We start from the raw sequence: 23,215 nt of genomic DNA, 5'->3' as shown, positions 1-23,215 counted from the left end.
TTGCTAATTGCGCGAAGCCGCTACCGGTTATTGCTGTTGCAAGTCGCGCTGGTGTTGCAGGTTGCGGGCTGCGTCGGTGAGGGCCTTGGATAGCTCGTCGAGCGAGTTGATAAAGCGCGGGTTGGCGTTGTCGACGATGCTGTTGATGTGCTCGGCTAGAGTTTGCAGCGTGTCGCTGATGGGGTTAGGGTCGGTGCCACTGAGGTAGCCTTTTAGCTGCACCAAATCGGCGGCGATGGTGGCGTGGGCCGTTTCGCCAGAAGCGCGCAGCATCTGAATCCAGCCATCAATGTTTTTATGGGCAAGGTCGAGGGCTTGGGCAAGGTCGCCGCTGCGGAAAATGCGGAGGGATGCTTCGAGTTGGTCGGCGCTGGCAGAATGTGAAACAGACATAGTGTAAAGGGGTTCGGTGGAAAGTAAGGAACCCTTATTTACTGCATCCCCAGCGTTAGGGTTGGCAAAGGCCGACTATTTTCAATTACCGTTCAGCTTACGATTCCAAGCTAAATAATCGTGTATCCGCGCCATAACTAAAGGCAGTAGTTACCTAGTTAGGTTCTCGCGCTTCCTTTTGCCCCATCTGACGTGATGCTACAAAAACAAAGGCCGGCCCTACTCCTTGAAAGAGCAGGGCCGGCCTGAATTTTATACGCTACTATTTTAGTATTGAAAACTTAACAGTCTTGCTAAGATACCTTGAGGTTGCCCGACGCAGTAATTAGGGTCTGGCCTAAGTGACGCAGATGGTCGCCGGTTTCGCCGTGCATATCCCGCGCGGCCAGCGAAGTATCCTGCCCCAGCTGCTGGAGCGAAGCCGCTATGGCGGGCCGGTCGTCGCGCTCTACGTGGGTACGAAGGGAACGGAGCTGGTTTTGAATACCTATCAGAGCCGAACCACCGAGGCCATCGAGGGCTGCAATCCAATTGTCGATAGCCCCAAGGCCTGCGTCGACTGGGTGCGCACCAGGATGCTCGAACGTGTGGTAGATGCTACGGATGGTTTCTTCGATGCGGTCGTTATGGTTCATGGGAAAGGAAGTTTGGGAGATGACAGGAAATCTTACCCGACTGTACGCCGCCCGGCCAACAGGCGTTGCAATACCTGCTTTGCAGAAGCCCACAAGCCAATGTTAGCTGGGCTATATCGGCCCTGAATAACATGCGGCAAATCGTATATATTGTCACTCGCGAGTTGGCTTATTTTTTCAATACACGCCGCTCAGTTGCTGATACCCTTGCTAGTAGCACTGGCTACGGCCATATGGTTTACTTCACTGCTTGCCTCTATGTATACCAATAAGACCTTTCCCCTGCGCATTATTCTGTTTTTCTGCTGGCGCGAGCTGCTGTGGTTTACGCTGCTGAGTGTAGCCGTATTAGTGGCTTATAAGGGGCTTGGTTGGACGTTTATCGCCATTCCATTTTTGCCGGTAGCTACCATCGGTACGGCGGTGGCCTTCTATGTGGGCTTCAAAAACAACTCCTCGTACGAGCGGCTTTGGGAGGCCCGACGCATCTGGGGCGCCATCACCAACGCCAGCCGGTCGTGGGCTACGCTGGTGAACACGACGGTAGGCCGCGAGCAGTACGACGAGAACCCCGACGCCATAATTCGGCTGCGGCGGCAGCTAATTCTGCGGCAAGTAGGCTGGGTAAATGCGCTGCGGCTCCAACTTCGGCGGCGGGTGCTCTGGCAGGAAGACCCCAGGGTGAGGTCGTTGCACGTGAAGCTGGTGGAACAGCAGCACCGGCAGGCCGAGGAAATGCACAGTACGCTAGAGCCGTTTCTGCCGTCCTTCGAGCTGGCCTGCACCGACTGCGGAGCCAGCAACGTACCCAACCTGTTGCTGCAAGCCCACGCCACGCAACTTGCCGAACTGAAAACCCGCGGCCTGCTCGATCCTTTCGAGCACAACACGCTGTCGGCCCTGCTAGTGGAGTGCTTCGCCCAACAAGGTGCTGCCGAGCGGATTAAGAGCTTCCCTTTTCCGCGGCAGTACGCTCACTTCAGCACCATCTTTGTTTGCTTGTTCACGTTCCTGCTGCCTTTCGCGCTAATCGGCGAAATGGCTAAGTTTGGTCCCAATGCCGTGTGGCTTGCGCTACCCTTCAGCATACTTATTTCCTGGGTTTTCTTTTCCATGGAATCTATCGGTGACGCCAGCGAAAACCCCTTCGAAAACGGCCTCAATGATGTGCCCATGACGGCCATCTGCCGCAACATCGAAATCGACCTGCGCGAGCTACTCGGCGACGCCCCACTACCCGAACGTATTCAGGCTGTGGATGGCGTGCTGCTTTAAGGTGGGGCAGCAGGAAGTTTGACATTCTGCTTGCGCAGGCAAAACATCAAACTCATTACTTCACAGTTTCACGGCTACTATGGCAAAGGCCAGCTGGAAATCGTTGCGGATGGCGTAGGAACCTAGGTTTTGAAAGAAGCTGCTGGAGTTATAATTCACCCCGAACTGCGTGCGGTCGATGGTGGCGGTGCCCTTGATGCGCAGTTGGCCGTCGGGCAGACGCTCCAGAGCTAAGGGAAACTGGATGGGCTTGGTGATGCCTTTGACGGTGAGTTGACCTACGGCCATATCGCCTTTCATTTCGCGCAGCACAAACACGGCCGTCGGATACTTTTCGATATCAAAAAAGTCGGCGCCGCGCAGGTGTTCGGTTAGCTTGGCATCTTGATGTTTGATGCTGCTCATATCGAATTCAAACCGGGCATTGCGCAAGGTCTGGCCATCGTACTCGAAGGCACCACGACGCAGCTGCATGGACCCAGTAGGTGCCCAGGTACCGGCTTCGGCATGACCAGTCCAGGTGAGCTGGCTGGTGGTCAGATTGGCTTGGTACGTGGTGGCCGCTGGCTGAAAAGAGACGAGCGAGAAGAAAAGCAGGAAGGCAAGGACAGGTTTCATATAGGAAAAGGCGAAAAAGTGACAAACCAAGAAAAGTGAAGCGGGCGGTTTAGCGGACAGTGGCTTCTGTTTCGATGAGGCCGGTGCCTTTATAGAGTTTGCCGGTTTTGTCTTTGGCCAGCACGTACCAGAGGGCATCGCCGCCGTAGAGGCGATGGGCGCTGTCGGCATAGCGGTAATTTTTCTCGAACGTGTAGGTCTGGCCGGCCTGTAGCCGCGCACCGGGGCAGCGGAATAGCTCGGCAAACTCCGCCTGGGTTTCCCTCATGTTGGCCTTCCAGCCCTCCGCATTATACCAGATGAAGCTGCCGCATTCCACCACTTCCAGCTCCCCTACTTCTGAGCGAATCATGGTGTTGTGCTTCCAGACGTAGCCGCCCGGCTGCTCGGGGTTAGGCTCCGGATAAACAGGATTGGGCGTGTGCCAGAGCGTAATACCTACCGGCACCTGCCGCAGCTTGTCGGGCAGTACGCGGCTATGATTCGACCAAGCCGAAGGGGCAGCAGCCGTGGTTTGGGCCAGCAGGGCGGCGGTGGGGGCAGCCAACAGGGCAGCCAGCAAGAGCAGTGTTTTCATGGTCATACCGGGTTGAAGTATGACCCAAAAGTGGCAACCCGCATTGCCCCGAACGCCCCGAATCCAGCATTGGAACGCCCCATATCATGATATGGGCGCTATTGCAAGAAGCTAAAAGCTATTTGTTCTCGCTTCTTATTCACCTACTCGGTAGTCGCGGGGGGCTACGCCGGTAAACTGCTTGAAGATGCGGTTGAAGGTGGTCTTGGAATTGAAGCCGCTCTCGAAGGCAATGCCAAGTAGGGTTAGCCGCCGCGCGTCGGGGGTGGCGAGGCGGCGTTTCACTTCCGCCACTCGGTAGCTGTTCACCAGGTCGTTGAAGGACTGGCCGAAACCGTTGTTGACGGTGAAGGAAATAAGCCGGGGTGCCAGTCCTGTATGCTCCGACAACTCGGCCAGCGTGAGCGTAGGATTTAAATACAAATGCTCGTCTTCCAGTGCCCGCCGGATACGCGCCACCACGGCCTCGTCTACCGCCGTAGCAGCGAGTTTCACCACTGGCGCTGCTACGCTGGTTTCACCCTGAATACTCGCAGCTGATTCATTGGTATTATGCACACCAGCCGCAACGGCCCGAGCGTACTCGCCTGGCGAAGGCACATCCACGGCCGGTTCTGGCGCGGTTGAAGCGGCGGCAACCGGCACGAAGGAATCTGGCTCTTCTTCCGGGGCGAAGCGGACCGCCTGCATATCGGCTTGACGTAGGCCCACTACTCCTATCAGGAACACCACTACGCCAAGTAGTTCGGTGGAGTAGTCGTAGCGGTAGTAAAGCCCGAAGAACTCGCGTAGTACCAGCTCAACTAGCCATTGCACGCTTACCACTGCCACCAGCACCAGCAGCGTGCGCAGCCACAGCAACCGCAGCTGCGACGTTTCCGAGAAATTGTCGAGTAGCCAGCGGCGGTACTGGCGCAACAGGCGCAAGCTCAGCACCAAGTAAATGGTTAGGGAAAGCCAGGTCCCCACAAACTCCACCCGGTAGGTATAAGGCCGGTGGATAGTTTGCCAAAACCAGTTGCGGGTTTCGTAGTCTTGCCAGCGCAGCCAGCCGTAGAGTGCCGCCTGTACCAGCACCGGCACGAAGTGCCACCAATAGCGCACTTCCCACCGAAAATCATGATTGATCAGGCTGCGCACGTAGAAATACAGCAACGGCCCGAAGGCAAACGAGTAGTAGATAGGAGCGAAATACCAGTTTGGGTTTTGCGCGTAGATGTTAGCCACCCGGAAAAAGCCATCGAGCAGCCACAGCGCAATAGCCAGCATCAGCAGAGCCAGAAAGCGGTTGGGCAACTGGTTGGCGCGAGCCAGCCCCAATAGTCCCGCCGCAAACACGGCCTGGGCTATAACCGCAAACAGGAGCACGACTAAGGGCGTAAGCGGTAGCTGCATAAAACCAGAGAAAGACAAAAAAGCACGCCGGATATTGCGGGCCCGTAACGTACTCTTGCTACCAGTAAAATAGTGGTTTCTTTAGTGTCTCGCACCTGGCCCGCATGAAACAGAAAATCCGGGAATGGCTGCGCCGGTACTTGCCCGCCGAAATCTTATCCATGGCCGCCACGCTGGTGGGTGCTTGGCTAACGCTGCACAGCACCCACAGCCAGTTGAGCGCCGCCTTGGCGGGCACCTGGGCCGGCAACGTGGCGTACTTCGGGTATCTGCTGGGGCAAGATGTACTGCTGGCCCGCCGCGCCTGTCACGCCCAAAACAGACCGTACACGCGCCGCATCTTCGGGCGCAACGTGCGGGCACTGGCAGTGGAGTTCGGGCTAGCCGAGGTGCTGGATAGTCTGCTTATTCGCCCGGCGCTTATGTTTTATCTACCCCGCTGGCTCGGCAACTTTGGGGCCGGCATCGTGCTGGCGAAGCTGCTAGCCGACGTCACGTTCTATGTTCCGGCCATTCTGAGCTACGAACTCAGCAAGAAGCGGCTGCGCAATTTCGGTGATGAATAACGGCAAAACGAAGTCCGCTAGCAGCTAAGGTGAGAGGTGCAAACACTAATTAGCGCGGTAAAACTAGCTCCTTTGCCCTTTTTGGACGTAGTACCCCTTACTAGCATAGCTCACTTCAGTGTTCGTACCATGTCAGCAACAGACTCTTCTACATTAGCGGCGTTGCAGCAACGCTGCCCGCGCTGCCACCAAGGTCGGCTATTCACTTACTCAGCCTTCAACCTGACCAAGTTCGCCGACATGCCGGCCGCATGCCCAGTATGCGGACAAGCTTATGAACCGGAACCAGGCTTCTATTGGGGTGCTATGTACATCAGCTTTGCTTTCTCAACGGGCATCATGCTGGTTGTGGGGTTTGGTGTGTACTTCCTGCTCAACGACCCCGATACATGGGTATACATTGTAAGTGTGGCGGTGGCATCGGTGCTGCTTACGCCGCTTAGCTTGCGTTATTCGCGCACCCTAATGCTGTATTGGTTTGGCGGCGTGCACTACGACCCCGACCGGGCAGGCACGTCGCGTCGGTCTGCTTAACGGCATATCCTTTTTTGCGGTAGAGGCTACTAAACGAGGACGCTTTCAATTAATGTTGCCTATACCATCGGCACTACATATGAAGTAGCAATACGCTTACTTGAAGGCAATTACTCACCAAAACCCGCCCAAGAGCGGGTTTTGTGTTTTTCCAGTATGCCTGTTCATGTATAGCAGAAGGCGGAGCAGTGTGACTTCGGTTCTGACGCACCGCCTCCTTAGGTGTGGGTGGTTCGGGCCACCAGTATTTCGTTCAAAATTATTGCTTTTCAAGCTTTAAAGCCAGGCCTAAATCATCCTGCACCACCTGGTGACAAGGCTAGTACTCGCTTGCCCAAAGACTTGATAACGTGCCGATTGCCAAATCCATGCTTGTGGTTAACACCTACCGAAAAACGAGTTGCTAAAACTATTTAGCAAGCAGCTACGGCACTTTATCACAGCAAACTTTACTCCCTAAGTTCTATATTCGGATACACTGAGGTGTGCGAGTCAAACCATTAAAAGGCAACCCATTATCAACCTAACCTTACTCTTATGATTAGTTCATTCAGAATAAACGGAGTGGTGCTCTTGTGCTTGCTCCAGATGATCATTGTTCCCTCTATGGGCCAAATAAAATGGCCGGCCGGTCAACTGCTTCCCTCCTTTCCGGAGCCGGCCAAAACGCAGGATTTAATTTATCTACGCGAAGCTACTTCCCGCTGGGAAGCGGAAGGTTCGTCGCTTGGCCACGGCACGGGGCGCTTGGAAAGCGACGGGTGGCTTTGCCAGACGGGCATTGACGAGCCCAATCGGCATATGATTTATGGGCCCTACGATACCAGCGTACCAGCTGGACCGAATGTGGCCGAGTTTCGCTTGAAGGTCGACAACAATACCGCCAACAACGATTCGATAGTGGACCTTGATGTTCGGAATGCCACCACGGGCCAGACGCTGGCCAAGCGCACACTCACCCGCCGGCAATTCCCCATAGCTTCCGACTACACCAACTTTACGCTGCCGTTTACGATGCCGGCGGCCAATCAATCGTTGGAAATACGCGTGTTTTGGCGCGGCACTTCCTACACGAAAGTGGATTGGGTTGGGCTGCAGCAAAATCAATCGTCTGCCGAAATGTACTTGTTTGCGTCGCTGAAAGGCATCGTAAACAAGAAACAGCCGCGCATCTTTTCGTACGAAGGCGACGCCTATGCGGAAGGCCCCTACACGTGGTTGGAGTCGTTGGGGTTGAATTGGTCTGAACCCGCGGATAAGTGGGACCTTATCACCAAGTATCGGAGCGAGGTATCGGGCCTGATCGTGTATGATCCCGCGCAGATTCACACCGTGAACCTGGCAACGCTATTGGCCAAGGATAAAAAAGCCCTCATTGCCTCGCCAGACTTGGTATCCCGGCTTACCGCTTCGCCCTACAACTTACCAGTCTTGCTTGATTTGCGCGGCCAGTTTAGCAGCAAACTGCAAGTATATCAGACCATCTACAGCAAGTACTGGCCTAAGCTTGACCATCGGCTGCTGATTGGGTTGAATCCGGATACCCACAAATCAGCCCTACGGGAGTACGCAACGGCGCTCGGGGCCGCAGTTATCTGGCTCGACCCGAAAGTGGCCGGTGAGAGTGAGCTCCTGAACAGCTTCTTGGCCTCGATGCCAGCCGGCTCGAACGTGATGGGATGGTGGCCCGAGGAACAACCCGGTGTGGAGCGGGCCTCTAGCTACGGCATTGCCACCATTGCCAGCGACTACGCCACCAACCTGACCATGCACAGCGGGATGCCTCGGAAAATAAACCTCAAGCCTATACCACCGAAACCCGCCCTACAAAACAAGATCTACGTTGCATTCATCTTGAGTGACGGCGACAACCTACAGTACGTCGAGCACCTGATGCGCAAGCTGTGGAATAACCAGGACCGAGGATCGGTGCCAATGGGCTGGACTCTGTCGCCGGCCATGCTGGATGCCATGCCGGGCGCCCTGAACTACTACTGGCAAACCGCTACCGCCAACGACAACCTGATTTCGGGTCCTTCGGGCTACGGCTACACTTACCCGAACAGCTTTCCTGATCAGAATTCACTGAACCAGTTTGTGGCAAAAACGGAGGAGTATAATCGGCGGGCGGGCTTCCGGGTTGTCACGGTTTGGAATACCATCATCGGGGGTATCAACGAGAATGTCGGCCAGAGCTTCGCGGAGAAAGCGCCGTCTTTACTTGGGTTGACCGGCCAAAACACAGGGGGCGGCCTGACCATCTACAAGCAGAGTTTGCCGGGCATGGCGCTTTCCTGCAATTACTGCACAAACGAACAAGCCATGAAAGACCACATTGCCAGTGCCTCGGCCGGGTGGGATGGCAACTCCCCACGCTTCGTAATTATTCAAGCGCAGCCCTGGACCGATGTAAAGCCCTCCAATTTCAAGAACGTGGCCACCTCGCTCAACACCGATTATGTGGTGGTGCGGCCTGACCACATTTTCCAACTTATCCGTGAGGCAAATGGCCTCCCAACCGACCCCGGCAGCAAATCCGCCGTGGCACGCACAAGTGTAGATAGCGAGTCGAAGGCTTTGGTGGGCAGAGGCGAAATGAGGCTGTATCCGAATCCCGCTTCCAGTGAGCTAACAATTACTGGAATAGCTGAAAATGCCGAAGTAACGGTCTATGATCTTACCGGAAAAGTGATGGTAAGCACCACGCGGATAGCACCAAACCAGCCTGTCGTTCATGTAAAAAACTTGAAGCCCGGCACCTATTTGCTTAAAGCGGAAGGAAAGGAAAGCAAGGTGTTCAAGTTTGTAAAAGAGTAACAACTCCTTAAGCTAGCTACGTCAAGCAACCTTCTTCGTCATGAAGTGAAACCCCGTGCCGCCGTAGTGTGGCACGGGGTTTTTAGTTGGAAAATCCAGTGACTGTTTTCCGCCGTTGCCCTGAAAGGCGTAGCTTGCTTTCCTCATTTGCACGCGCCCAACCAATGAAAACAACCTCCTTTGCCCTGCTCGCTGCCTTGTGGCTGCCCGCCGGATTAGCTACAGCACAGTCAACGAAAAAACCTGCGCCAGCCGCTAAAGCCACTGCCACGACAGCCGCCGCTTCTACTACGGCCTCGGCGCCCCTAGCCAAGCTCTTCGACACCTACTGGGAAGACCGCGCCAAGCTGTTTCCGCTCAACGCCACCAGCCAGGGCGACAACCGCTACAACGACCAGCTACCCAACGACCAAACCCGCGCTTTCCGGCAGCAACAACAGCAGTTTTACCAGCAGTACTTAACGTCGCTCAAGCAGTTCAACCGAAGCAAGTTGTCGGCTGAGGATCAAGTGAGCTACGACATCTTCCAGTACGAAATGGAAAGCCGGCTCAATGGGTTGAAGCTGAACAGCTGGATGATGCCGTTTGCGCAGTTCTATAGCTTGCCTAATACGCTCGGTCAGTTGGGCGCGGGCACCGGCGCGCAGCCCTTCAAAACCGTGAAAGACTACGACGATTGGCTGAAGCGTATCGGGCAGTTTCCGGTGTGGGCCGACTCGGCCGTTAGCAACTTCCGGCAGGGCATGAAGGCGGGCGTCGTGCTGCCGCGGGCCCTGGTGCTGAAAATGGTGCCGCAGCTACAAGCCCAGATCACCACTGATGCCAGTAAGAGCCTGTTCTACGGTCCTATCACGCGGATGCCGGCCAGCTTCTCGGAAGCCGACAAAACCCGCCTGACGGCCGCGTATCAGCAGGCCATTCTTACCCAACTGGTACCCACCTACCGCAAGCTGGCCGACTTTCTACAAACCGAGTACCTACCCAAAGCCCGCACCAGCACCGGCCTGGCTGCTGTGCCCGGCGGCACCGAAATGTATGCCTACAACGTGCGGCTGATGACCACCACCGACCGCGCCCCCGACGCCATCTACCAAACTGGCCTGAGCGAGGTAAAGCGCATTCGAACCGAGATGGAAGCGGTAAAGAAGCAAGTGGCTTTTCAAGGCGACTTACCGGCCTTCTTCACCTACTTGAATTCCGAGCCAAAGTTTACGCCTTACAAAACACCCGAAGACGTGCTTAACGCCTTCCGCGCCATCCAGGCCCGCATCACGCCCAACCTGCCCAAGCTGTTTGGCCGCACGCCGAAGTCGCCATTCGAGATTCGCCAGACTGAAGCGTTCCGGGCCGCTACCGCCTCGGCCGAGTACAACCGCGGCACCCCCGACGGCTCGCGGCCCGGCATTTTCTACGTGCCCATTCTCGATGCCACCAAGTTCAATACCACGTCGGGCATGGAGTCGTTGTTTGCGCACGAAGCCATTCCGGGCCATCACTACCAGTTGTCGTTGCAGCAGGAAAACACGGGCTTGCCCAAATTCCGCCGCTTCGCCTCCTATCCGGCCTTCAGTGAAGGGTGGGCCTTGTACTGTGAAAGCCTGGGGCCGGAGCTAGGCCTTTACGCGGACCCCTACCAGAAAATTGGTGCCTTGGGTGACGAAATTCACCGCGCTATTCGCTTGGTAGTAGACGTGGGTATGCACTCTAAAAACATGACCCGCGAAGAAGCCATCAAGTACATGATGGACAACGAACCCATCAGCGAGCAAGGTGCCACCGCCGAAATTGAACGCTACATGGCCATTCCTGGGCAAGCGCTAGCCTACAAAACGGGCGCCCTCAAGCTGCGCGAACTGCGCGACCGGTACGCCAAACAGCTAGGCTCCAAGTTCGACCTCCGCGCCTTCCACGACGAAGTATTAGCCGGTGGCAGCATGCCCCTAGCCGTACTAGAACGCAAAATGGACGCCTGGGCCGCTCGGCAGAAGTAAACTTAAAAGTTCGGCTTGATACCCCACATGATCAGCGTGGTAGCTGAGCATGTGGGGTATCAAGCCAGGCACCAAAGCATCTGGCGAACTGAGGTTGCCAAACTACCTGTCATGCTGAGCGAAGCCGGAGGCGAAGTCGAAGCATCTCGCGTGCTGACGTTGTGGTACTAACAATGATTCGAGCGAGATGCTTCGACTCCGCTCAGCATGACAATAGTATAACAATGGCAGCACGGTCAGCACGCGAGATGCTTCGGCTGCGCTCAGCATGACAGTTTAATACTTGTTAGTTGCTGCTTCTATGGTAGAACATCCTATGGTAGAAAAACCTATTGGCCAATGATGACTAGCCTTCTTCTCGCTCAGTATGCTTTGGTGCAAAGTGCCCGCGGCGCGTTGCTCGACTACTGCGCTACGCTGACACCCACTGACTTTATTGCTCCCGTACCAGCTTTCAACAACAGCAGCCTGCGCGACTTGCTGGTGCATGTAGCAAATGTGTATTGGCACTGGCTAGGAGTTGTGGCGCAAGGCAAGCCTCGCTCCTATTTCGACCCGGCCACAACTCTTGATGTAGCCGCAGTACATCAACTGTATCAGGAAGTGGATACTTTGGTAGCCGCGTATGGCGCCTACGTCGGAGATCAGTGGCAAATGGCGAAGCCATACACAGTTTCGCGCCGCTCCGAGCCACTACTGCTGACGCCGCTGGCACTGTTCACTCACGTAGTCACGCACGAGTTTCACCACAAAGGCCAATTGCTTAGCATGAGCCGGCAACTAGGCTACACCCCCGTTGACACCGACGTTATCCGGTTTTGACCTGTTCTGGTTCCTTAGGCATCAGGAGAAAGGATAATATCAACGGCAGCGCTTTCAACTGTCAGCAACCCGTTCTGCGTAGGCACAGGCAGTTTTAGTTGTTTCAAAAAGCCTCCGCACTGTGTTAAATCCTGCTTTACACCCCGACTCGCATCTGTTCCAAGTACAGCACCCGGCTTGGGCAACTCATACCAGCATCTACGAAGTAAATTTGCGCCAGTATACGCCAGAGGGCACATTTCAAGCTTTCGAGGCGCATTTGCCGCGCTTGGCTGATATGGGCGTGGGCATTATCTGGCTGATGCCGATTCACCCGATTGGCGCCGTGAACCGCAAGGGCACGTTGGGCAGCCAGTATGCCGTGCAGGACTATTACGGCGTGAACCCGGAGTTCGGCACACTCGACGATTTGCGTCACCTTGTGCAAGCCGCCCACGAACTTGGCCTCTACGTGCTGATTGATTGGGTAGCCAACCACACCGCCTGGGACAATCCGCTCGTGGCTGAACATCCGGAATGGTACACCCGCGACGCAGCCGGCAATTTTGTGCCGCCCATCCCCGACTGGCACGATGTAATCGACCTCGACTACAACCAGCCAGCCCTGCGCCGCTACATGACCGATGCGCTGCTGTACTGGGTGCGCGAAGCCGACATCGACGGCTACCGGTGCGACGTAGCCGGCCTCGTGCCCACCGATTTCTGGGATGCTGCCCGCCAGGAGTTAGACCAAGTGAAGCCCATATTCATGCTGGCTGAATGGGACGAGTTGTACCCCTCGGGTGGCCTCACCTGGGAAGAATTCGACGGCAATACCCGTCTGCTCGAACGCGCTTTCGACATGACGTTTGGCTTGCGCCTGCACTACCTACTCGACCACATTGCCGAGGGCAAGCAGCCACTCCACGACATCGATGTTTACCTGGCCGCCGAGCGAGCTAAATATCCGCCGAGCGTGTACCTGATGCACTTCACCAGCAACCACGATGTAAACAGTTGGGATGGCACCGAGTACGAACGACTAGGTACCAACGCTCTGCCCTTCGCGGTGCTGACCGCCTTGCTGCCGGGTATGCCACTCGTGTACAGCGGGCAAGAAGCGGCGCTGCAAAAACGGCTGGCCTTCTTCGACCGGGACCCCATAGACTGGCAAGACTACCCACTACAGGACTTTTACACCAAGCTGCTGCAACTCAACAAGCGCCACCCCGCCCTGCACAACGGCGTCTTAGAAAGCCGCTTCGAGCGCCTGCCCTCCGCCCCCGACGTGTACGCCTTCATTCGCCGCCACGAGGAGGCGGCTGTGCTTGCTGCCATCAATATAGCCGCCACGCCACAGCAGCTGACGCTACCTGCTGAAGCTGCAGGTATCTACTACGACGTGTTCAGCGGCGAAAAACTAGAACTGCAAGCCGGATCTGAGCTATCGGTTTCGCCCCACGGCTGGCGGGTGCTAGAGCGGGTGTAGGCAACTATTGCGGCGACAGTAGTTGCAGTTCCGCCAAGATATCCTCGGTAATCGCCCGGCGGCCCGGAATGAACTTGGTATCGGCAACGGTACGGCCGGGTTGGGGCTCGGCATTGAGGGCGAAGTAGAACGTGCGGCCATCGGTGCGCTCCAGCCAGCCCACAAACCAACCATTGTCGATGGGGGCAGCCAGGCCAACTGCCCTCCCAGTCCAGCCGGTTTTGCCGTAGAGGCGGTAGCCAGCCGTGCGGCGGAGTTCAAGCAGGGCTTTGGTTGTCTGCTGATGTTCACGCGTGGCAGGCAGCTGGTTGGCATACAGGCGCCGCAGGAAATCAATTTGCTGAAACTGGGTGATGCGCGAAGAGCCCGTGAGCCAGAAGCTGTCGACGGTAGCCTCCGTTACCCGCATTGCACCGAACCGCAAGTTGGACAGCTTTTCGTTGTAGCGTTTGGCGCCCACGCCACGCGCTATCTGCTGGTAGCACGGTACGCAGGAAACGCGCAGCGCCTGGGCCAGCGTCATGTCTTGGTTCCACTGCGGAAAGCTCCGTTTCTGGCCGTCCCATTTCATGATCTGGCTGGTATCTTGAATTACACCAGTTTCCAAGCCGATGATGGTGTTGGGAATCTTGAAGGTGGAGGCGGGCAGGAACCCTTGGCGGCAGCGCTTCAGGTCATAGGCGGTGAAGCGGGCAGCTTGCTCATCATACAGCAAAAAGGATCCTTGCAGACCGTATTGGCTGAAATGCTTCTGGAAGTTCCGCTCCACTATTGATGGCGCGGGGGCTGGTTGTATCCAGAGCAGAAGCAGCGAAATCAGGAATAGGAACCGCATAGCAAACAGGAGGATGAAGGGGCAGCAAGTTAAAAGCTAGCTGCTCACTTTTTTCTTTCCTTAGGCCTGCTCTCCCTGCTTCAGCCGTGGGCACGACCGTATCTTTCACTCAAGAGAAAGTACTTTCCTAGCTAAGTTCAAACCTCTGTTGATGAGTGCAATTTCAGAATGAGAATCCCGATCCTAGATTTTTTCCCGAATTGAAATTTTCAGCTTTTGCAGACATAAGGAATATACAAAACATAACACGCTGATTAAAATGACTTAGCCATAGTTTTCAGCTTTATGTTACAGAATTATTACTACGTGGTACGAAGAATGCAGGAAGAGTAGCGCACTCCAATTCTCTTGACCATGAAACTAACTCACCACGAATTTCTCACGTTACCGCCTGAGGAGCAATGTGGCTACTTGTTTAGCCATGGAACCTACTTAGCTGGTCGGCCAGAAGGCAACTACAGCATCAACCTCTACTATATGGGCACTTATTACTGTGAGCTATGGATGGAGCAGACTTGCCCAGAGCTAGACTTCTTTCGCACGTTCACCAATCAGCGCTGCCTTGAGCCTTACCTTCTACAACTAGATTTGCCTTTAGAGCCTAGCATTATCAATCGGCAGCAGGACCGCAAACCCTAAAGCATAAGCCTCATAACATGCAGCCCTGGTAGCGAGGAGTGAAGTACTAACTCCCGCTGCCAGGGCTGTTTACTTATAGAATTTTAGAACCCAATTCCGGATTTGCAGTTTGATAGCGTGTTCTGGCTGCTCGTGTGAGTGGCCTTATTCATTCTACCGATATGCAACATCGTGAACTAGGCCGCTCTGGCCTCCATATTGCGCCGCTCGTATTGGGCGGCAACGTCTTTGGCTGGACGGCCGACGAAGCCACTTCTTTTCAGATTTTAGATGCCTTCGTGGCAGGTGGCGGCAACGCCATTGATACCGCCGATGGCTACTCCGTGTGGGTACCCGGCCATCAAGGCGGCGAATCGGAAACCATCATCGGCAAGTGGCTCAAGCAGCGCGGCCGCCGCGACGACGTGGTAATTGCCACCAAAGTAGGGTGGGAAGTGAATCCCGAAAACAAAGGTCTTGCCAAAAACTACATTTTGCGGGCCGTAGAAAACTCCCTGAAGCGCCTCCAAACCGACTATATCGACCTCTACCAGTCGCACAAAGACGACCCGACCGTGCCCGTAGAGGAAACCCTAGAAGCGTATGCGCAGCTAGTGAAACAAGGAAAAGTACGCGCTATTGGAGCTTCCAACTTCACGGCCGAGCGCCTGCGCGAATCAGTGGAAGCTAGTGCTGCGCATGGTTTCCCACGCTACGAGTCGCTACAGCCGCTCTACAACCTTTACGACCGAGCGGAATTCGAGCAGCAGCTACTGCCGTTGCTCCAAGAGCACCACATCGGCGTGATACCGTATTACGGACTGGCGGCCGGCTTTCTCACCGGCAAATACCGCTCGGAAGCCGACCTTCAGAAGAGCGCCCGGGGCGGCGGAGTGGGTCAGAAATACCTCAATGAAAAAGGCCTTACTATCCTGCGCGCCCTCGACGCAGTAGCGGCTCGCCAGCAAGCCACACCGGCCCAGGTGGCCTTGGCTTGGATAATGGCCCAACCCGGCCTGACGGCTCCTATTGCCAGCGCCACTAGCGTCGAGCAAGTGACAGAACTCCTGAAAGCCACCGAACTGCAACTAAATGCTCAGGATTTGCAGGAGCTAGGTGAAGCTAGTTCCTAACCGCTGCATGAAGTGCTAGCCAAAGGGCAGCCTTCTTAGTCTTTCTTGACGCCAGTGTCTTACGCAAGGCACTGGCGTTTTTGGTACCAGAGTTTGAAGCTCTGCAGCAGGCTTTTAAGATTTACAAACCTTCGTAATACTCTGATGTATTGCTGGATACCTACAGATATCTTTCATACTTGACCCGTCGGCAGTTTGCGAACTAGCGTTTGCGGCCCTACTTTCACTTGTTTGCCTTTGTAGGCCCGTCCTCGTTCACCCTTGTATGATCATCCGCGAAGCTACTTCCCAAGACCTCGACGAGTTGTACCGGCTGTGGTGCGAACTGATGGAAATGCACCAAGCCTACCACCCCGTCTTTGGTTACTATCGGGCCGCCAAAGCGGAATTGCGGCGCCTGCTGCGCGACCGGCTTTACGAGGCCTATACTCGCATTTTTGTGGTAGAAAAACCGGGTGGGCTAGCGGGCTTGCTGGTGGCCACCTACCAGATTGGGAGCCGGGGCATGCACTTCCACCGCCGTGGCTACATTGCCGAAACCATTGTAGAGGAAGCACACCGGCGGCAGGGCATGGGCCGGGCGCTCTTCAATTCGGCCAAAGCCTGGCTTACCGTGCAAGGAGCCGACCACCTCGAATTGCAAGTAGCCGTAGCTAACCCGGCAGCGCAGCAATTTTGGGCGGCCCAAGGCTTCACGGTTACCACACAGCACATGATACTGCCCATGATTGAGCTGTAGGGCAGCAACCCCGCCAAGGGCGGTGCGCTTCTAGCTCAACAAGTACCAAACAGAACAGTAGGGTATTGCGTTAGGAAGACCTGCGCTTTTGCGCTTTTCACTTTCTGGCCTGTCTACCTATGCTTCTTGCAGCTTTTATTGAACCCTTCGATTGGAATAGATTTTTGCTCTCGGATAAGGCGCCGCCGCTCTATCTACTGGAAATAGCGCTGCGCTGCCTGCTAACCTACCTGCTGGTACTCGGCGCATTGCGCGTAACCGGGCGGCGCGGAGTACGGCAACTGTCCATCTTCGAGTTGAGCATTATTCTAGCTTTGGGGTCGGCCGCTGGTGATGCCATGTTCTACGACGACGTGCCGATGCTGCACGTATTGGTGGTGTTTGTGATGGTGTCGGCGCTTTATTTGGTTTTCAACCGGCTCACCGAGAAATACCCTGGCTTCAGTGACTGGCTGGAAGGCGCGCCCGTGCTGCTAGTAGAAAATGGCGAGATTAACCTAGCCAATTTTAATAAGCAGAAGCTCACGCAGAAAGAGCTCTTTGGCGAGTTGCGGCAGCACCAGGTAGAACACCTCGGTCAAGTACGCCGAGCCTATATCGAAGCCACAGGCAATCTCAGCGCTTTCTTTTTCGAAGATGCCGAAGTCCGACCCGGCTTGCCCATTTGGCCCGAGGGGTTGAAGCATCCGCCTCGCCAAATTGAAAAAGCCGGCCCGCATGCCTGCACCTTTTGCGGCCACGTGCAAGAGTTACCCCACGGCACCGCCCAATGCACCGTTTGCCACAGCGATACATGGTTGGCAGTATGTACTACCAAACGCACGGCCTAATGTGTAACCCATCAGACTTGCTCGGCAGGTCGAGCAGCAGCTAGTTGCTTGACCAGCCACCCTACCACATCGGCATCTACTTGGTCGCGGCACTCGTCCAGCCCATGCCGGCAACCAGGGTATAGCAAGATTTCTTTGGGTTCCTGCGCCCGCTCATAAATGCTTCGGGAGCAGGCATCCGACAGGATTTCGTCGGCAGTGCCGTGCAGCACCAGTAAGGCTCGGGGACTGACGCGCGGGGCTAGATCGGTGCCGTAGGTTTGGCTGCTCATGGCCACCACGGCTACCACTTCATTGCTCAGCGCCCCTGCACTCACCACCACGGCTCCGCCAAACGAGTGGCCTACCAGCGCAACCGCCCCGTAGCCGAGTTGCCGCACCAGATATTGCACCCCAAGCAGGGTGTCCACTACGCAGTCTTCGAGGTAATTGGGCTTGCGGTAGTGCAGGCGCAGCGAGGCAATACCTTGTGCAGCTAACTGGCCAGCCAGCCGGGGATACATGCCCCACGCCGGCCCATCGAGGCCGCCGCCGGCTCCCCCCACCCACACCACTGCGGCTGCTCCCGCTCCGGCCGGGTGCAAACGGGCCGTAATCAGGCCCGCGTTGGTTTGCATGGCTAGCGCCTCTACCCCGTGCTCGTCGGTGCCTTCAACCGTTACGGCTTCCAACACAAATTCTTTTTCCTGTCGCCGTGCCATACCTGTCTAGCTACTGTTAGTCGTCTACACGGGTGTACTGATACGGCTTGAAATTGATGCTGTAGAGGTTGGGGCAACTCCACCTTACACTGGAGCTAAGGCTGCTGTGGTTTCCTGGTTTCTTAGCCTGCCTTCCCGCCTAGACTAACGGTATTGCATACCTTCACCAGCACTTGCTGCTACTATCGCAGCTCTTTTTACTGTCTGCTTTTTCTTTAACCGTCACCAGTAACAACGTATGGTTGGCCTGCTCCACGTTCATCACATTGCCATCATTTGCCAGGATTACGCCGTATCCAAGCGGTTCTACACCGAAGTGCTCGGGCTGGAAATTATTCGGGAAGTGCACCGCGCCGAGCGGCAGTCATGGAAGCTGGATCTGGCGCTGCAAGGGCAGTACATTATCGAATTGTTTTCCTTCCCGGAACCGCCACCCCGCCCGAGCCGCCCCGAAGCTGCCGGCTTGCGTCACTTGGCCTTCGCCGTAGCCGACCTAGATGCTACCGTGCGCGGCCTGGATGCCCACGGTGTAGTCTCGGAGCCCATTCGGGTCGATGAGTTTACCGGCCGGCGTTTCACCTTCATTCAAGACCCCGACGGGCTGCCACTGGAATTTTACGAGGGGTAATCCGGACTTGCATTCTATACGTCAATCCAGCCCGGAATCTATGTAAGTACGTTGCGCTGGATGGCTGTTGCCTTGACTTGGTAGCAGGGAGTTATGGTCGTTTTTTATTGGTTTTTCCTATAGGACTCGGCATTCCGTTTTACCTTGCCTCCGTTATGCCCGAACCACAGCAGCCGCTTCCGTACCTCATCATTGACTTCGATAGCACGTTCACGCAAGTAGAAGGTCTCGACGAACTAGCCGATATTGCCTTGGATGGCCACCCCGACCGAGAAAAAGTAGTCGGCGCCATCCGCGCCCTCACCGACCGGGGCATGAGCGGCGAGTTGAATTTCTCGGAGTCGTTGAAGCAGCGGCTGGCGCTACTGCCCGCGCATCAGCAGCACCTAGCACCCTTGGTGGCCCGGCTGAAAGGCAAGGTTTCGGAGAGTATAGCCCGCAACCGAGGCTTCTTCGAGCAGTTTCGGGGGCGGGTGTATATCGTGAGCAGTGGTTTCCGCGAGTTTATTGAGCCGGTAGTGGCCGAGTACGGCATTGCCGCCGACTTCGTGCTGGCCAATACGTTCACCTACGCCCCCGACGGTAGCATCAACGGCTTCGATGCCAACAACATTCTGAGCCGCGACGGGGGCAAAATCGAGCAACTGCGCCAGCTCGACCTCCTTGGCGACGTGTATGTACTCGGCGACGGGTACACCGACTACCAGATCCGGGAAGCAGGCCTTGCCAACCGCTTCTACGCCTTCACCGAAAACGTAACCCGCGACGCCGTCGTGGCCCGCGCCGATGAAGTGCTGCCTTCCTTCGACGAATTTCTCTACCAGAACAAGCTTCCCATGACCCTTTCGTACCCCAAAAACCGCATCAAGGTCCTGCTGCTCGAAAACCCCGACGTCCGCGCCGCCGAACTGTTTCGTCAGGAAGGCTACCAAGTGGAAACCATTCCCGGCGGCCTCGACGAAGATGAATTGGTGCAGCACATCGAAGGCGTGAGCATCTTGGGTATTCGCAGCAAAACCAACGTGACGCCCCGCGTACTGGAAGCTGCCAACCGCCTGATTGCGGTGGGTGCGTTCTGCATCGGCACCAACCAGATTGACTTGGCCGGCTGTATGAAGAAAGGCGTGGCGGTGTTCAACGCGCCGTTCAGCAACACCCGCTCGGTAGTGGAATTGGCGCTAGGCGAAATCATCATGCTAGCCCGCCGCATTCCCGACAAAAACCCGAAGATGCACCGCGGCGAGTGGGACAAGTCGGCGAAGGGTTCGTTTGAAATCCGGGGCAAAACGCTTGGCATCGTGGGCTACGGTAATATCGGCAGCCAGCTGTCGGTGGTAGCCGAGGCAGTCGGAATGAAAGTAGTGTACTATGACGTGGCCGAAAAGCTGCAGCTTGGCAACGCCGTGAAGTGCCGCACCTTGGAAGAACTGCTGCGCCAATCCGACGTAGTAACGCTGCACGTGGATGGCCGCAAGGAAAACACCAACCTCTTCGGAGCCAGCGAATTAGCTATGATGAAGCCCGGGGCGCTGCTGCTCAACAACAGCCGCGGCCACATCGTGGACCTGCCTGCCCTGGCCGACGTGCTCCGCTCCGGCCACCTCGGCGGTGCCGCCGTCGACGTGTTTCCGTACGAGCCGAAAACCAACCAGGAGAGCTTCGAGAGTGAGCTGCGCGGCCTGCCCAACGTGCTTTTGACGCCCCACATCGGCGGTAGCACGGCCGAGGCGCAGCGCAACATTGCCGAGTTCGTGCCGGAGCGCATCATGCAGTACATCAACACCGGCAACACGCAGCAGAGCGTCAACTTCCCCAACATTCAGCTACCTGAGCAGCAGGCGCACCGTCTCATTCACATCCACGCCAACGTACCCGGCGTGCTGGCCCGCATCAACAACGTGCTGGCCGCTCACCACGTCAACATTCTCGGCCAGTACCTGAAAACCAACGAGCACATCGGCTACGTGATTACCGACATCGACAAGCAGTACGAGCAGGAAGTAATCGGCGAGCTGCGCAAAGTGGAGCACACCATCAAGTTCCGGGTGCTGTACTAAAATGGCCTTAGATGACCAGAAGGCAAGTTTGAAAAAACTACTAGGCCATAGCGGTAGGCTACTCTTTTGGCCAGGGTTATTCTTTCTTGCCTTAGGCTTAACTCTAACATACAGAGGGGTTGAGAGCTTCACTTATCCAGGTCACACAGGTACGCCTGCTATGCTCTATTGGCTTAGTGGCAGTTTCATTGTTCTGGCAACTCTTCGGACTACACTTGCCCGATCTGATGAAGCTGCTATGCAGCGTAAAGCCCTGAACAAGGCCGTCAACCAGCGCCGTAAGGTTCGTAATAAGAGTAAGAAACGGTTTAGATAAATGCTTCTTTGACATTCTCATAGCAGAATTCTACTTCATGAATAATACATGGAAGAACATAGACAATGGCTTACTTTAAGCTTTTGTATTCCAAGTATTTACTTGCGACAGGCCTACTCGTTCTAGCAGCCGCAGTCGGCTGGTTTTATATGAAATCATCTTCAGGCTGGAGTTCCGAAGCTTCTATACCTGAGGAATTATATCAGCGTCAGATTTTGTCTGCTGCCGGGCGCGACGAGCTGTTAACACGCATGCGCCTAGGCAAGCTTCGTATTCAGGAACAGGATGAATTAACTCAAACCATTGAGGAAGAAAGCAGCAATAGTCCGGCTGCTATTCTTGCTTTTTGTGCCGAGGCCTTCGCTGCTGAGTTTGATTACAGAACACTAGATACAGAAGCTATGACCGTGGCTCTTGCCTCTGCATCAGATAGCACTAGTGATATAAAGAGTTCGGAAGCAAAGACTAAATACGAGCAAGCTCAACAACGATTCAAAGGCGATACAGCAGCCTTTCAACAATGGTACTATGAGCAGCTCCCGGCTCGGCTCAAGATTGAGCAAGCTATTGCAGCCGAGGATTCGATGCTTCAAATGGGGTGGACCATTTATCCGCCGCTTACCCAGCCGGCTTTGCATCATTGGATACATGAAAAGCGCAGCGTATTGGGGAAAACCCGCACCCGAACAGTGCAAGATTTATACGAGCTTAACTTGATCGACGCTACCGCATACAAACAATTACAAAGCTTACTCAAGCAAGACCGATTGCCGACAGAGGTGCAAGTTTGCCAAAAGGCCGCTGAACTCGCGCTGCATCACGCCAAGTATGCTAAAAACAAAGCCAAGCAACTCCGGTGGCTGCAACGCCTACAGCAAGCTGGCTTACTTTCTGATTCACAACACCTACGCTTGCTTCGTGAATATCAGCCGTACCAGCTGAAAGAGCCTTTTGAATTGTTGGCTTACTGCGAGCATAGCCAAATAATTGACTTACGGCATATGAGCCGGAAGCCGCAGGAGTTATATCCCATTCTTTTTGCGAAGCTCTCTACTGTACTCCCAAACTTTCACTTTACCGATTTGAAAGTAACAGTAGCAGTGAAGGATGACCATTCAGACCTTCTGACACAAAACGTTACCATCAGTTTCTGGGCTGATGGCCGACTTTACGAAAACACCTTTTTTCAAGCGTATCAGCGCAAAGACGGCACCGACCCCACTTCACCCCTCGGAGCAGAAGTAGGCGAGTATTTCCATCAAAGCATCAACCGATGGTTGGCCGACCAAAACTCGCTTCTTCGTCTTTATCAAGCCCACACGCCGGATGCTCAGTCAATATACGGCAACGAGCGGCTAGGTTTGATTGCTTTAACAAATGAGCAACGCAAGCTGTGGGGTACCAAGTCCTACTTCTTATCCTCTGAGTCTCACGACAACCGCTTTACTTCGGTCAACATCGAGAAGCTAATAATTTGGTACCAAAAGTTAGGGCTGCTCTCTCATCTTTCCCCAACTCAACTAGCTGAAGGTCGGCAGGAGGCATTACGGGGCGAAAAAACTGATTTTGCGCAAGTGCTGAGCTGCTTTCCAAATGTCATTTACGAATTGGATTGGGAATCTGCTAACCCACCTTATCCATACGACAGAGTCACCCGCCGATTCGCAGCTATTTCACGCGGTGCATTCGTTCCTGTTGACGTGCAAGACGGATTCGGCGCTACATACCCGGAAAAAGAAAGGGTATCATTCGGCTTTCAACTGCGTCAACAGACTTATCGCACTCAACTAAAAGTGCAGTCCGATTGGTTGGATTCCGAGTTTTTCGAGTTAATAAAGCGTGCTATGCAAGAACAGTACGGTAACGGCAATTTTTATCCTTGTCTGGCAGGAGAAGCCTACATTTTTCTTACGCCTCAGCAATACACAGATTTGCAAAAAGCACAACCCGAACTATTCGCTGTAACTAGCACGGACGAATAACTGCTGCCCAAGTCAGTTCTCTCCCTCAACATCACCAGCATGATGCTCATGCATCATTATCGGGTTCGCCAGCGTGATAGCCGACATCGACAAGCAGTACGAGCAGGAAGTAATCGGCGAGTTGCGCAAAGTGGAACACACCATCAAGTTCCGCGTGCTGTACTAGATAATTGAGGTTTACTAATTTTCCATCTAATCAGGAGGTTGTCATGCTGCGCTTGTCGAAGCATGACATTCTACTTTTGCCTGTTGTCCACAGCTTAGCCAACTGCCTATTCCTTGGTA

21 protein-coding genes are annotated in these 23,215 nt (G+C 55.1%); 14 read left to right on the top strand and 7 right to left on the bottom strand.

From position 1 onward, the window contains the following. Nucleotides 1–27: 27 nt before the first annotated feature. Together P1X16_RS19970 and P1X16_RS19965 are read right to left on the bottom strand one after the other, a co-directional pair. Nucleotides 28–393, bottom strand: a complete 366-nt coding sequence (locus tag P1X16_RS19970) for a hypothetical protein (RefSeq protein WP_277232768.1) — start codon at nt 391–393, stop codon at nt 28–30. Nucleotides 394–686: 293 nt separating this feature from the next. After that, on the bottom strand, nt 687–1,028 hold the full coding sequence (locus tag P1X16_RS19965) for a hypothetical protein (protein WP_277232766.1): 342 nt from the start codon (nt 1,026–1,028) through the stop codon (nt 687–689). A 258-nt stretch (nt 1,029–1,286) separates the two neighbouring features. Here P1X16_RS19965 and P1X16_RS19960 point away from each other — a divergent pair, with 258 nt between their 5' ends. Beyond that, the gene (locus P1X16_RS19960; RefSeq protein WP_277232763.1) at nt 1,287–2,303 is read left to right on the top strand and encodes a bestrophin family ion channel; all 1,017 of its coding nucleotides are present in this window, start codon (nt 1,287–1,289) and stop codon (nt 2,301–2,303) included. A gap of 60 nt (nt 2,304–2,363) precedes the next feature. On the opposite strand, the gene P1X16_RS19955 is transcribed toward P1X16_RS19960, so the two are convergent. The 3 genes from P1X16_RS19955 to P1X16_RS19945 all read right to left on the bottom strand — a co-directional run bounded on the left by P1X16_RS19955 (nt 2,364) and on the right by P1X16_RS19945 (nt 4,893). After that, complete coding sequence (locus P1X16_RS19955; protein ID WP_277232759.1) at nt 2,364–2,921, bottom strand: YceI family protein; 558 nt, start codon at nt 2,919–2,921, stop codon at nt 2,364–2,366. Nucleotides 2,922–2,970: 49 nt separating this feature from the next. Further along, nucleotides 2,971–3,498, bottom strand: coding sequence for a hypothetical protein (locus P1X16_RS19950; RefSeq protein WP_277232756.1), 528 nt, complete (start codon nt 3,496–3,498; stop codon nt 2,971–2,973). Between the two features lie 135 nt (nt 3,499–3,633). Beyond that, nucleotides 3,634–4,893, bottom strand: coding sequence for an AraC family transcriptional regulator (locus tag P1X16_RS19945; RefSeq protein WP_277232751.1), 1,260 nt, complete (start codon nt 4,891–4,893; stop codon nt 3,634–3,636). 104 nt (nt 4,894–4,997) lie between these two features. Here P1X16_RS19945 and P1X16_RS19940 point away from each other — a divergent pair, with 104 nt between their 5' ends. The 6 genes from P1X16_RS19940 to P1X16_RS19915 all read left to right on the top strand — a co-directional run bounded on the left by P1X16_RS19940 (nt 4,998) and on the right by P1X16_RS19915 (nt 13,091). Next, nucleotides 4,998–5,459: a hypothetical protein gene (locus P1X16_RS19940; RefSeq protein WP_277232748.1), complete on the top strand. Its 462-nt coding sequence runs from the start codon at nt 4,998–5,000 to the stop codon at nt 5,457–5,459. Nucleotides 5,460–5,588: 129 nt separating this feature from the next. Next, nucleotides 5,589–5,993 (top strand): DUF983 domain-containing protein, encoded by a 405-nt coding sequence (locus tag P1X16_RS19935; protein WP_245119173.1) that lies wholly within the window; start codon nt 5,589–5,591, stop codon nt 5,991–5,993. A 537-nt stretch (nt 5,994–6,530) separates the two neighbouring features. Beyond that, on the top strand, nt 6,531–8,810 hold the full coding sequence (locus tag P1X16_RS19930; protein WP_277232743.1) for a T9SS type A sorting domain-containing protein: 2,280 nt from the start codon (nt 6,531–6,533) through the stop codon (nt 8,808–8,810). Nucleotides 8,811–8,974: 164 nt separating this feature from the next. Beyond that, entirely contained in the window at nt 8,975–10,801 is a 1,827-nt protein-coding gene (locus P1X16_RS19925; protein WP_277232741.1) for a DUF885 domain-containing protein, read from the top strand. Between the two features lie 339 nt (nt 10,802–11,140). Further along, nucleotides 11,141–11,623 (top strand): DinB family protein, encoded by a 483-nt coding sequence (locus tag P1X16_RS19920; protein WP_277232738.1) that lies wholly within the window; start codon nt 11,141–11,143, stop codon nt 11,621–11,623. A gap of 121 nt (nt 11,624–11,744) precedes the next feature. Beyond that, nucleotides 11,745–13,091: an alpha-amylase family glycosyl hydrolase gene (locus tag P1X16_RS19915; RefSeq protein ID WP_277232735.1), complete on the top strand. Its 1,347-nt coding sequence runs from the start codon at nt 11,745–11,747 to the stop codon at nt 13,089–13,091. Nucleotides 13,092–13,095: 4 nt separating this feature from the next. Here P1X16_RS19915 and blaOXA read toward each other — a convergent pair whose 3' ends face one another. Continuing rightward, nucleotides 13,096–13,926, bottom strand: coding sequence for a class D beta-lactamase (gene blaOXA / locus P1X16_RS19910; protein ID WP_277232732.1), 831 nt, complete (start codon nt 13,924–13,926; stop codon nt 13,096–13,098). A 354-nt stretch (nt 13,927–14,280) separates the two neighbouring features. Here blaOXA and P1X16_RS19905 point away from each other — a divergent pair, with 354 nt between their 5' ends. The 4 genes from P1X16_RS19905 to P1X16_RS19890 all read left to right on the top strand — a co-directional run bounded on the left by P1X16_RS19905 (nt 14,281) and on the right by P1X16_RS19890 (nt 17,246). Then, nucleotides 14,281–14,565 (top strand): hypothetical protein, encoded by a 285-nt coding sequence (locus P1X16_RS19905; RefSeq protein ID WP_277232729.1) that lies wholly within the window; start codon nt 14,281–14,283, stop codon nt 14,563–14,565. A 161-nt stretch (nt 14,566–14,726) separates the two neighbouring features. Next, the gene (locus P1X16_RS19900) at nt 14,727–15,677 is read left to right on the top strand and encodes an aldo/keto reductase (RefSeq protein WP_277232725.1); all 951 of its coding nucleotides are present in this window, start codon (nt 14,727–14,729) and stop codon (nt 15,675–15,677) included. Between the two features lie 265 nt (nt 15,678–15,942). Continuing rightward, the gene (locus P1X16_RS19895; RefSeq protein WP_277232723.1) at nt 15,943–16,416 is read left to right on the top strand and encodes a GNAT family N-acetyltransferase; all 474 of its coding nucleotides are present in this window, start codon (nt 15,943–15,945) and stop codon (nt 16,414–16,416) included. 119 nt (nt 16,417–16,535) lie between these two features. Further along, entirely contained in the window at nt 16,536–17,246 is a 711-nt protein-coding gene (locus P1X16_RS19890; RefSeq protein ID WP_277232720.1) for a DUF421 domain-containing protein, read from the top strand. Nucleotides 17,247–17,257: 11 nt separating this feature from the next. Here the strand turns inward: P1X16_RS19890 and P1X16_RS19885 are convergent, their stop codons facing one another. After that, nucleotides 17,258–17,947 carry an alpha/beta hydrolase gene (locus P1X16_RS19885; RefSeq protein ID WP_277232717.1) on the bottom strand — a complete coding sequence of 230 codons (690 nt, stop codon included), beginning with the start codon at nt 17,945–17,947 and terminating at the stop codon, nt 17,258–17,260. 238 nt (nt 17,948–18,185) lie between these two features. Here P1X16_RS19885 and P1X16_RS19880 point away from each other — a divergent pair, with 238 nt between their 5' ends. From P1X16_RS19880 to P1X16_RS19870, 3 genes are all read left to right on the top strand, one after another. After that, the gene (locus P1X16_RS19880; protein ID WP_277232715.1) at nt 18,186–18,575 is read left to right on the top strand and encodes a VOC family protein; all 390 of its coding nucleotides are present in this window, start codon (nt 18,186–18,188) and stop codon (nt 18,573–18,575) included. A gap of 155 nt (nt 18,576–18,730) precedes the next feature. Further along, nucleotides 18,731–20,632, top strand: a complete 1,902-nt coding sequence (gene serA, locus P1X16_RS19875; protein WP_277232713.1) for a phosphoglycerate dehydrogenase — start codon at nt 18,731–18,733, stop codon at nt 20,630–20,632. 465 nt (nt 20,633–21,097) lie between these two features. Next, on the top strand, nt 21,098–22,930 hold the full coding sequence (locus P1X16_RS19870; protein WP_277232710.1) for a hypothetical protein: 1,833 nt from the start codon (nt 21,098–21,100) through the stop codon (nt 22,928–22,930). Nucleotides 22,931–23,215 lie beyond the last annotated feature (285 nt).

Source organism: Hymenobacter sp. YC55 (assembly GCF_029433095.1).
Lineage (GTDB): Bacteria > Bacteroidota > Bacteroidia > Cytophagales > Hymenobacteraceae > Hymenobacter.
Note: the sequence above shows the minus strand (reverse complement) of the source record. Positions and strands in the feature narration are given on the sequence as shown.

Excerpts from the sequence above, each read along its gene's own strand:
- P1X16_RS19970 (WP_277232768.1), bottom strand. The coding sequence starts at position 393 with ATGTCTGTTTCACATTCTGCCAGCGCCGACCAACTCGAAGCATCCCTC.
- P1X16_RS19965 (WP_277232766.1), bottom strand. The coding sequence starts at position 1,028 with ATGAACCATAACGACCGCATCGAAGAAACCATCCGTAGCATCTACCAC.
- P1X16_RS19960 (WP_277232763.1), top strand. The coding sequence starts at position 1,287 with ATGTATACCAATAAGACCTTTCCCCTGCGCATTATTCTGTTTTTCTGC.
- P1X16_RS19955 (WP_277232759.1), bottom strand. The coding sequence starts at position 2,921 with ATGAAACCTGTCCTTGCCTTCCTGCTTTTCTTCTCGCTCGTCTCTTTT.
- P1X16_RS19950 (WP_277232756.1), bottom strand. The coding sequence starts at position 3,498 with ATGAAAACACTGCTCTTGCTGGCTGCCCTGTTGGCTGCCCCCACCGCC.
- P1X16_RS19945 (WP_277232751.1), bottom strand. The coding sequence starts at position 4,893 with ATGCAGCTACCGCTTACGCCCTTAGTCGTGCTCCTGTTTGCGGTTATA.
- P1X16_RS19940 (WP_277232748.1), top strand. The coding sequence starts at position 4,998 with ATGAAACAGAAAATCCGGGAATGGCTGCGCCGGTACTTGCCCGCCGAA.
- P1X16_RS19935 (WP_245119173.1), top strand. The coding sequence starts at position 5,589 with ATGTCAGCAACAGACTCTTCTACATTAGCGGCGTTGCAGCAACGCTGC.
- P1X16_RS19930 (WP_277232743.1), top strand. The coding sequence starts at position 6,531 with ATGATTAGTTCATTCAGAATAAACGGAGTGGTGCTCTTGTGCTTGCTC.
- P1X16_RS19925 (WP_277232741.1), top strand. The coding sequence starts at position 8,975 with ATGAAAACAACCTCCTTTGCCCTGCTCGCTGCCTTGTGGCTGCCCGCC.
- P1X16_RS19920 (WP_277232738.1), top strand. The coding sequence starts at position 11,141 with ATGATGACTAGCCTTCTTCTCGCTCAGTATGCTTTGGTGCAAAGTGCC.
- blaOXA (WP_277232732.1), bottom strand. The coding sequence starts at position 13,926 with ATGCGGTTCCTATTCCTGATTTCGCTGCTTCTGCTCTGGATACAACCA.
- P1X16_RS19905 (WP_277232729.1), top strand. The coding sequence starts at position 14,281 with ATGAAACTAACTCACCACGAATTTCTCACGTTACCGCCTGAGGAGCAA.
- P1X16_RS19900 (WP_277232725.1), top strand. The coding sequence starts at position 14,727 with ATGCAACATCGTGAACTAGGCCGCTCTGGCCTCCATATTGCGCCGCTC.
- P1X16_RS19895 (WP_277232723.1), top strand. The coding sequence starts at position 15,943 with ATGATCATCCGCGAAGCTACTTCCCAAGACCTCGACGAGTTGTACCGG.
- P1X16_RS19890 (WP_277232720.1), top strand. The coding sequence starts at position 16,536 with ATGCTTCTTGCAGCTTTTATTGAACCCTTCGATTGGAATAGATTTTTG.
- P1X16_RS19885 (WP_277232717.1), bottom strand. The coding sequence starts at position 17,947 with ATGGCACGGCGACAGGAAAAAGAATTTGTGTTGGAAGCCGTAACGGTT.
- P1X16_RS19880 (WP_277232715.1), top strand. The coding sequence starts at position 18,186 with ATGGTTGGCCTGCTCCACGTTCATCACATTGCCATCATTTGCCAGGAT.
- serA (WP_277232713.1), top strand. The coding sequence starts at position 18,731 with ATGCCCGAACCACAGCAGCCGCTTCCGTACCTCATCATTGACTTCGAT.
- P1X16_RS19870 (WP_277232710.1), top strand. The coding sequence starts at position 21,098 with ATGAAATCATCTTCAGGCTGGAGTTCCGAAGCTTCTATACCTGAGGAA.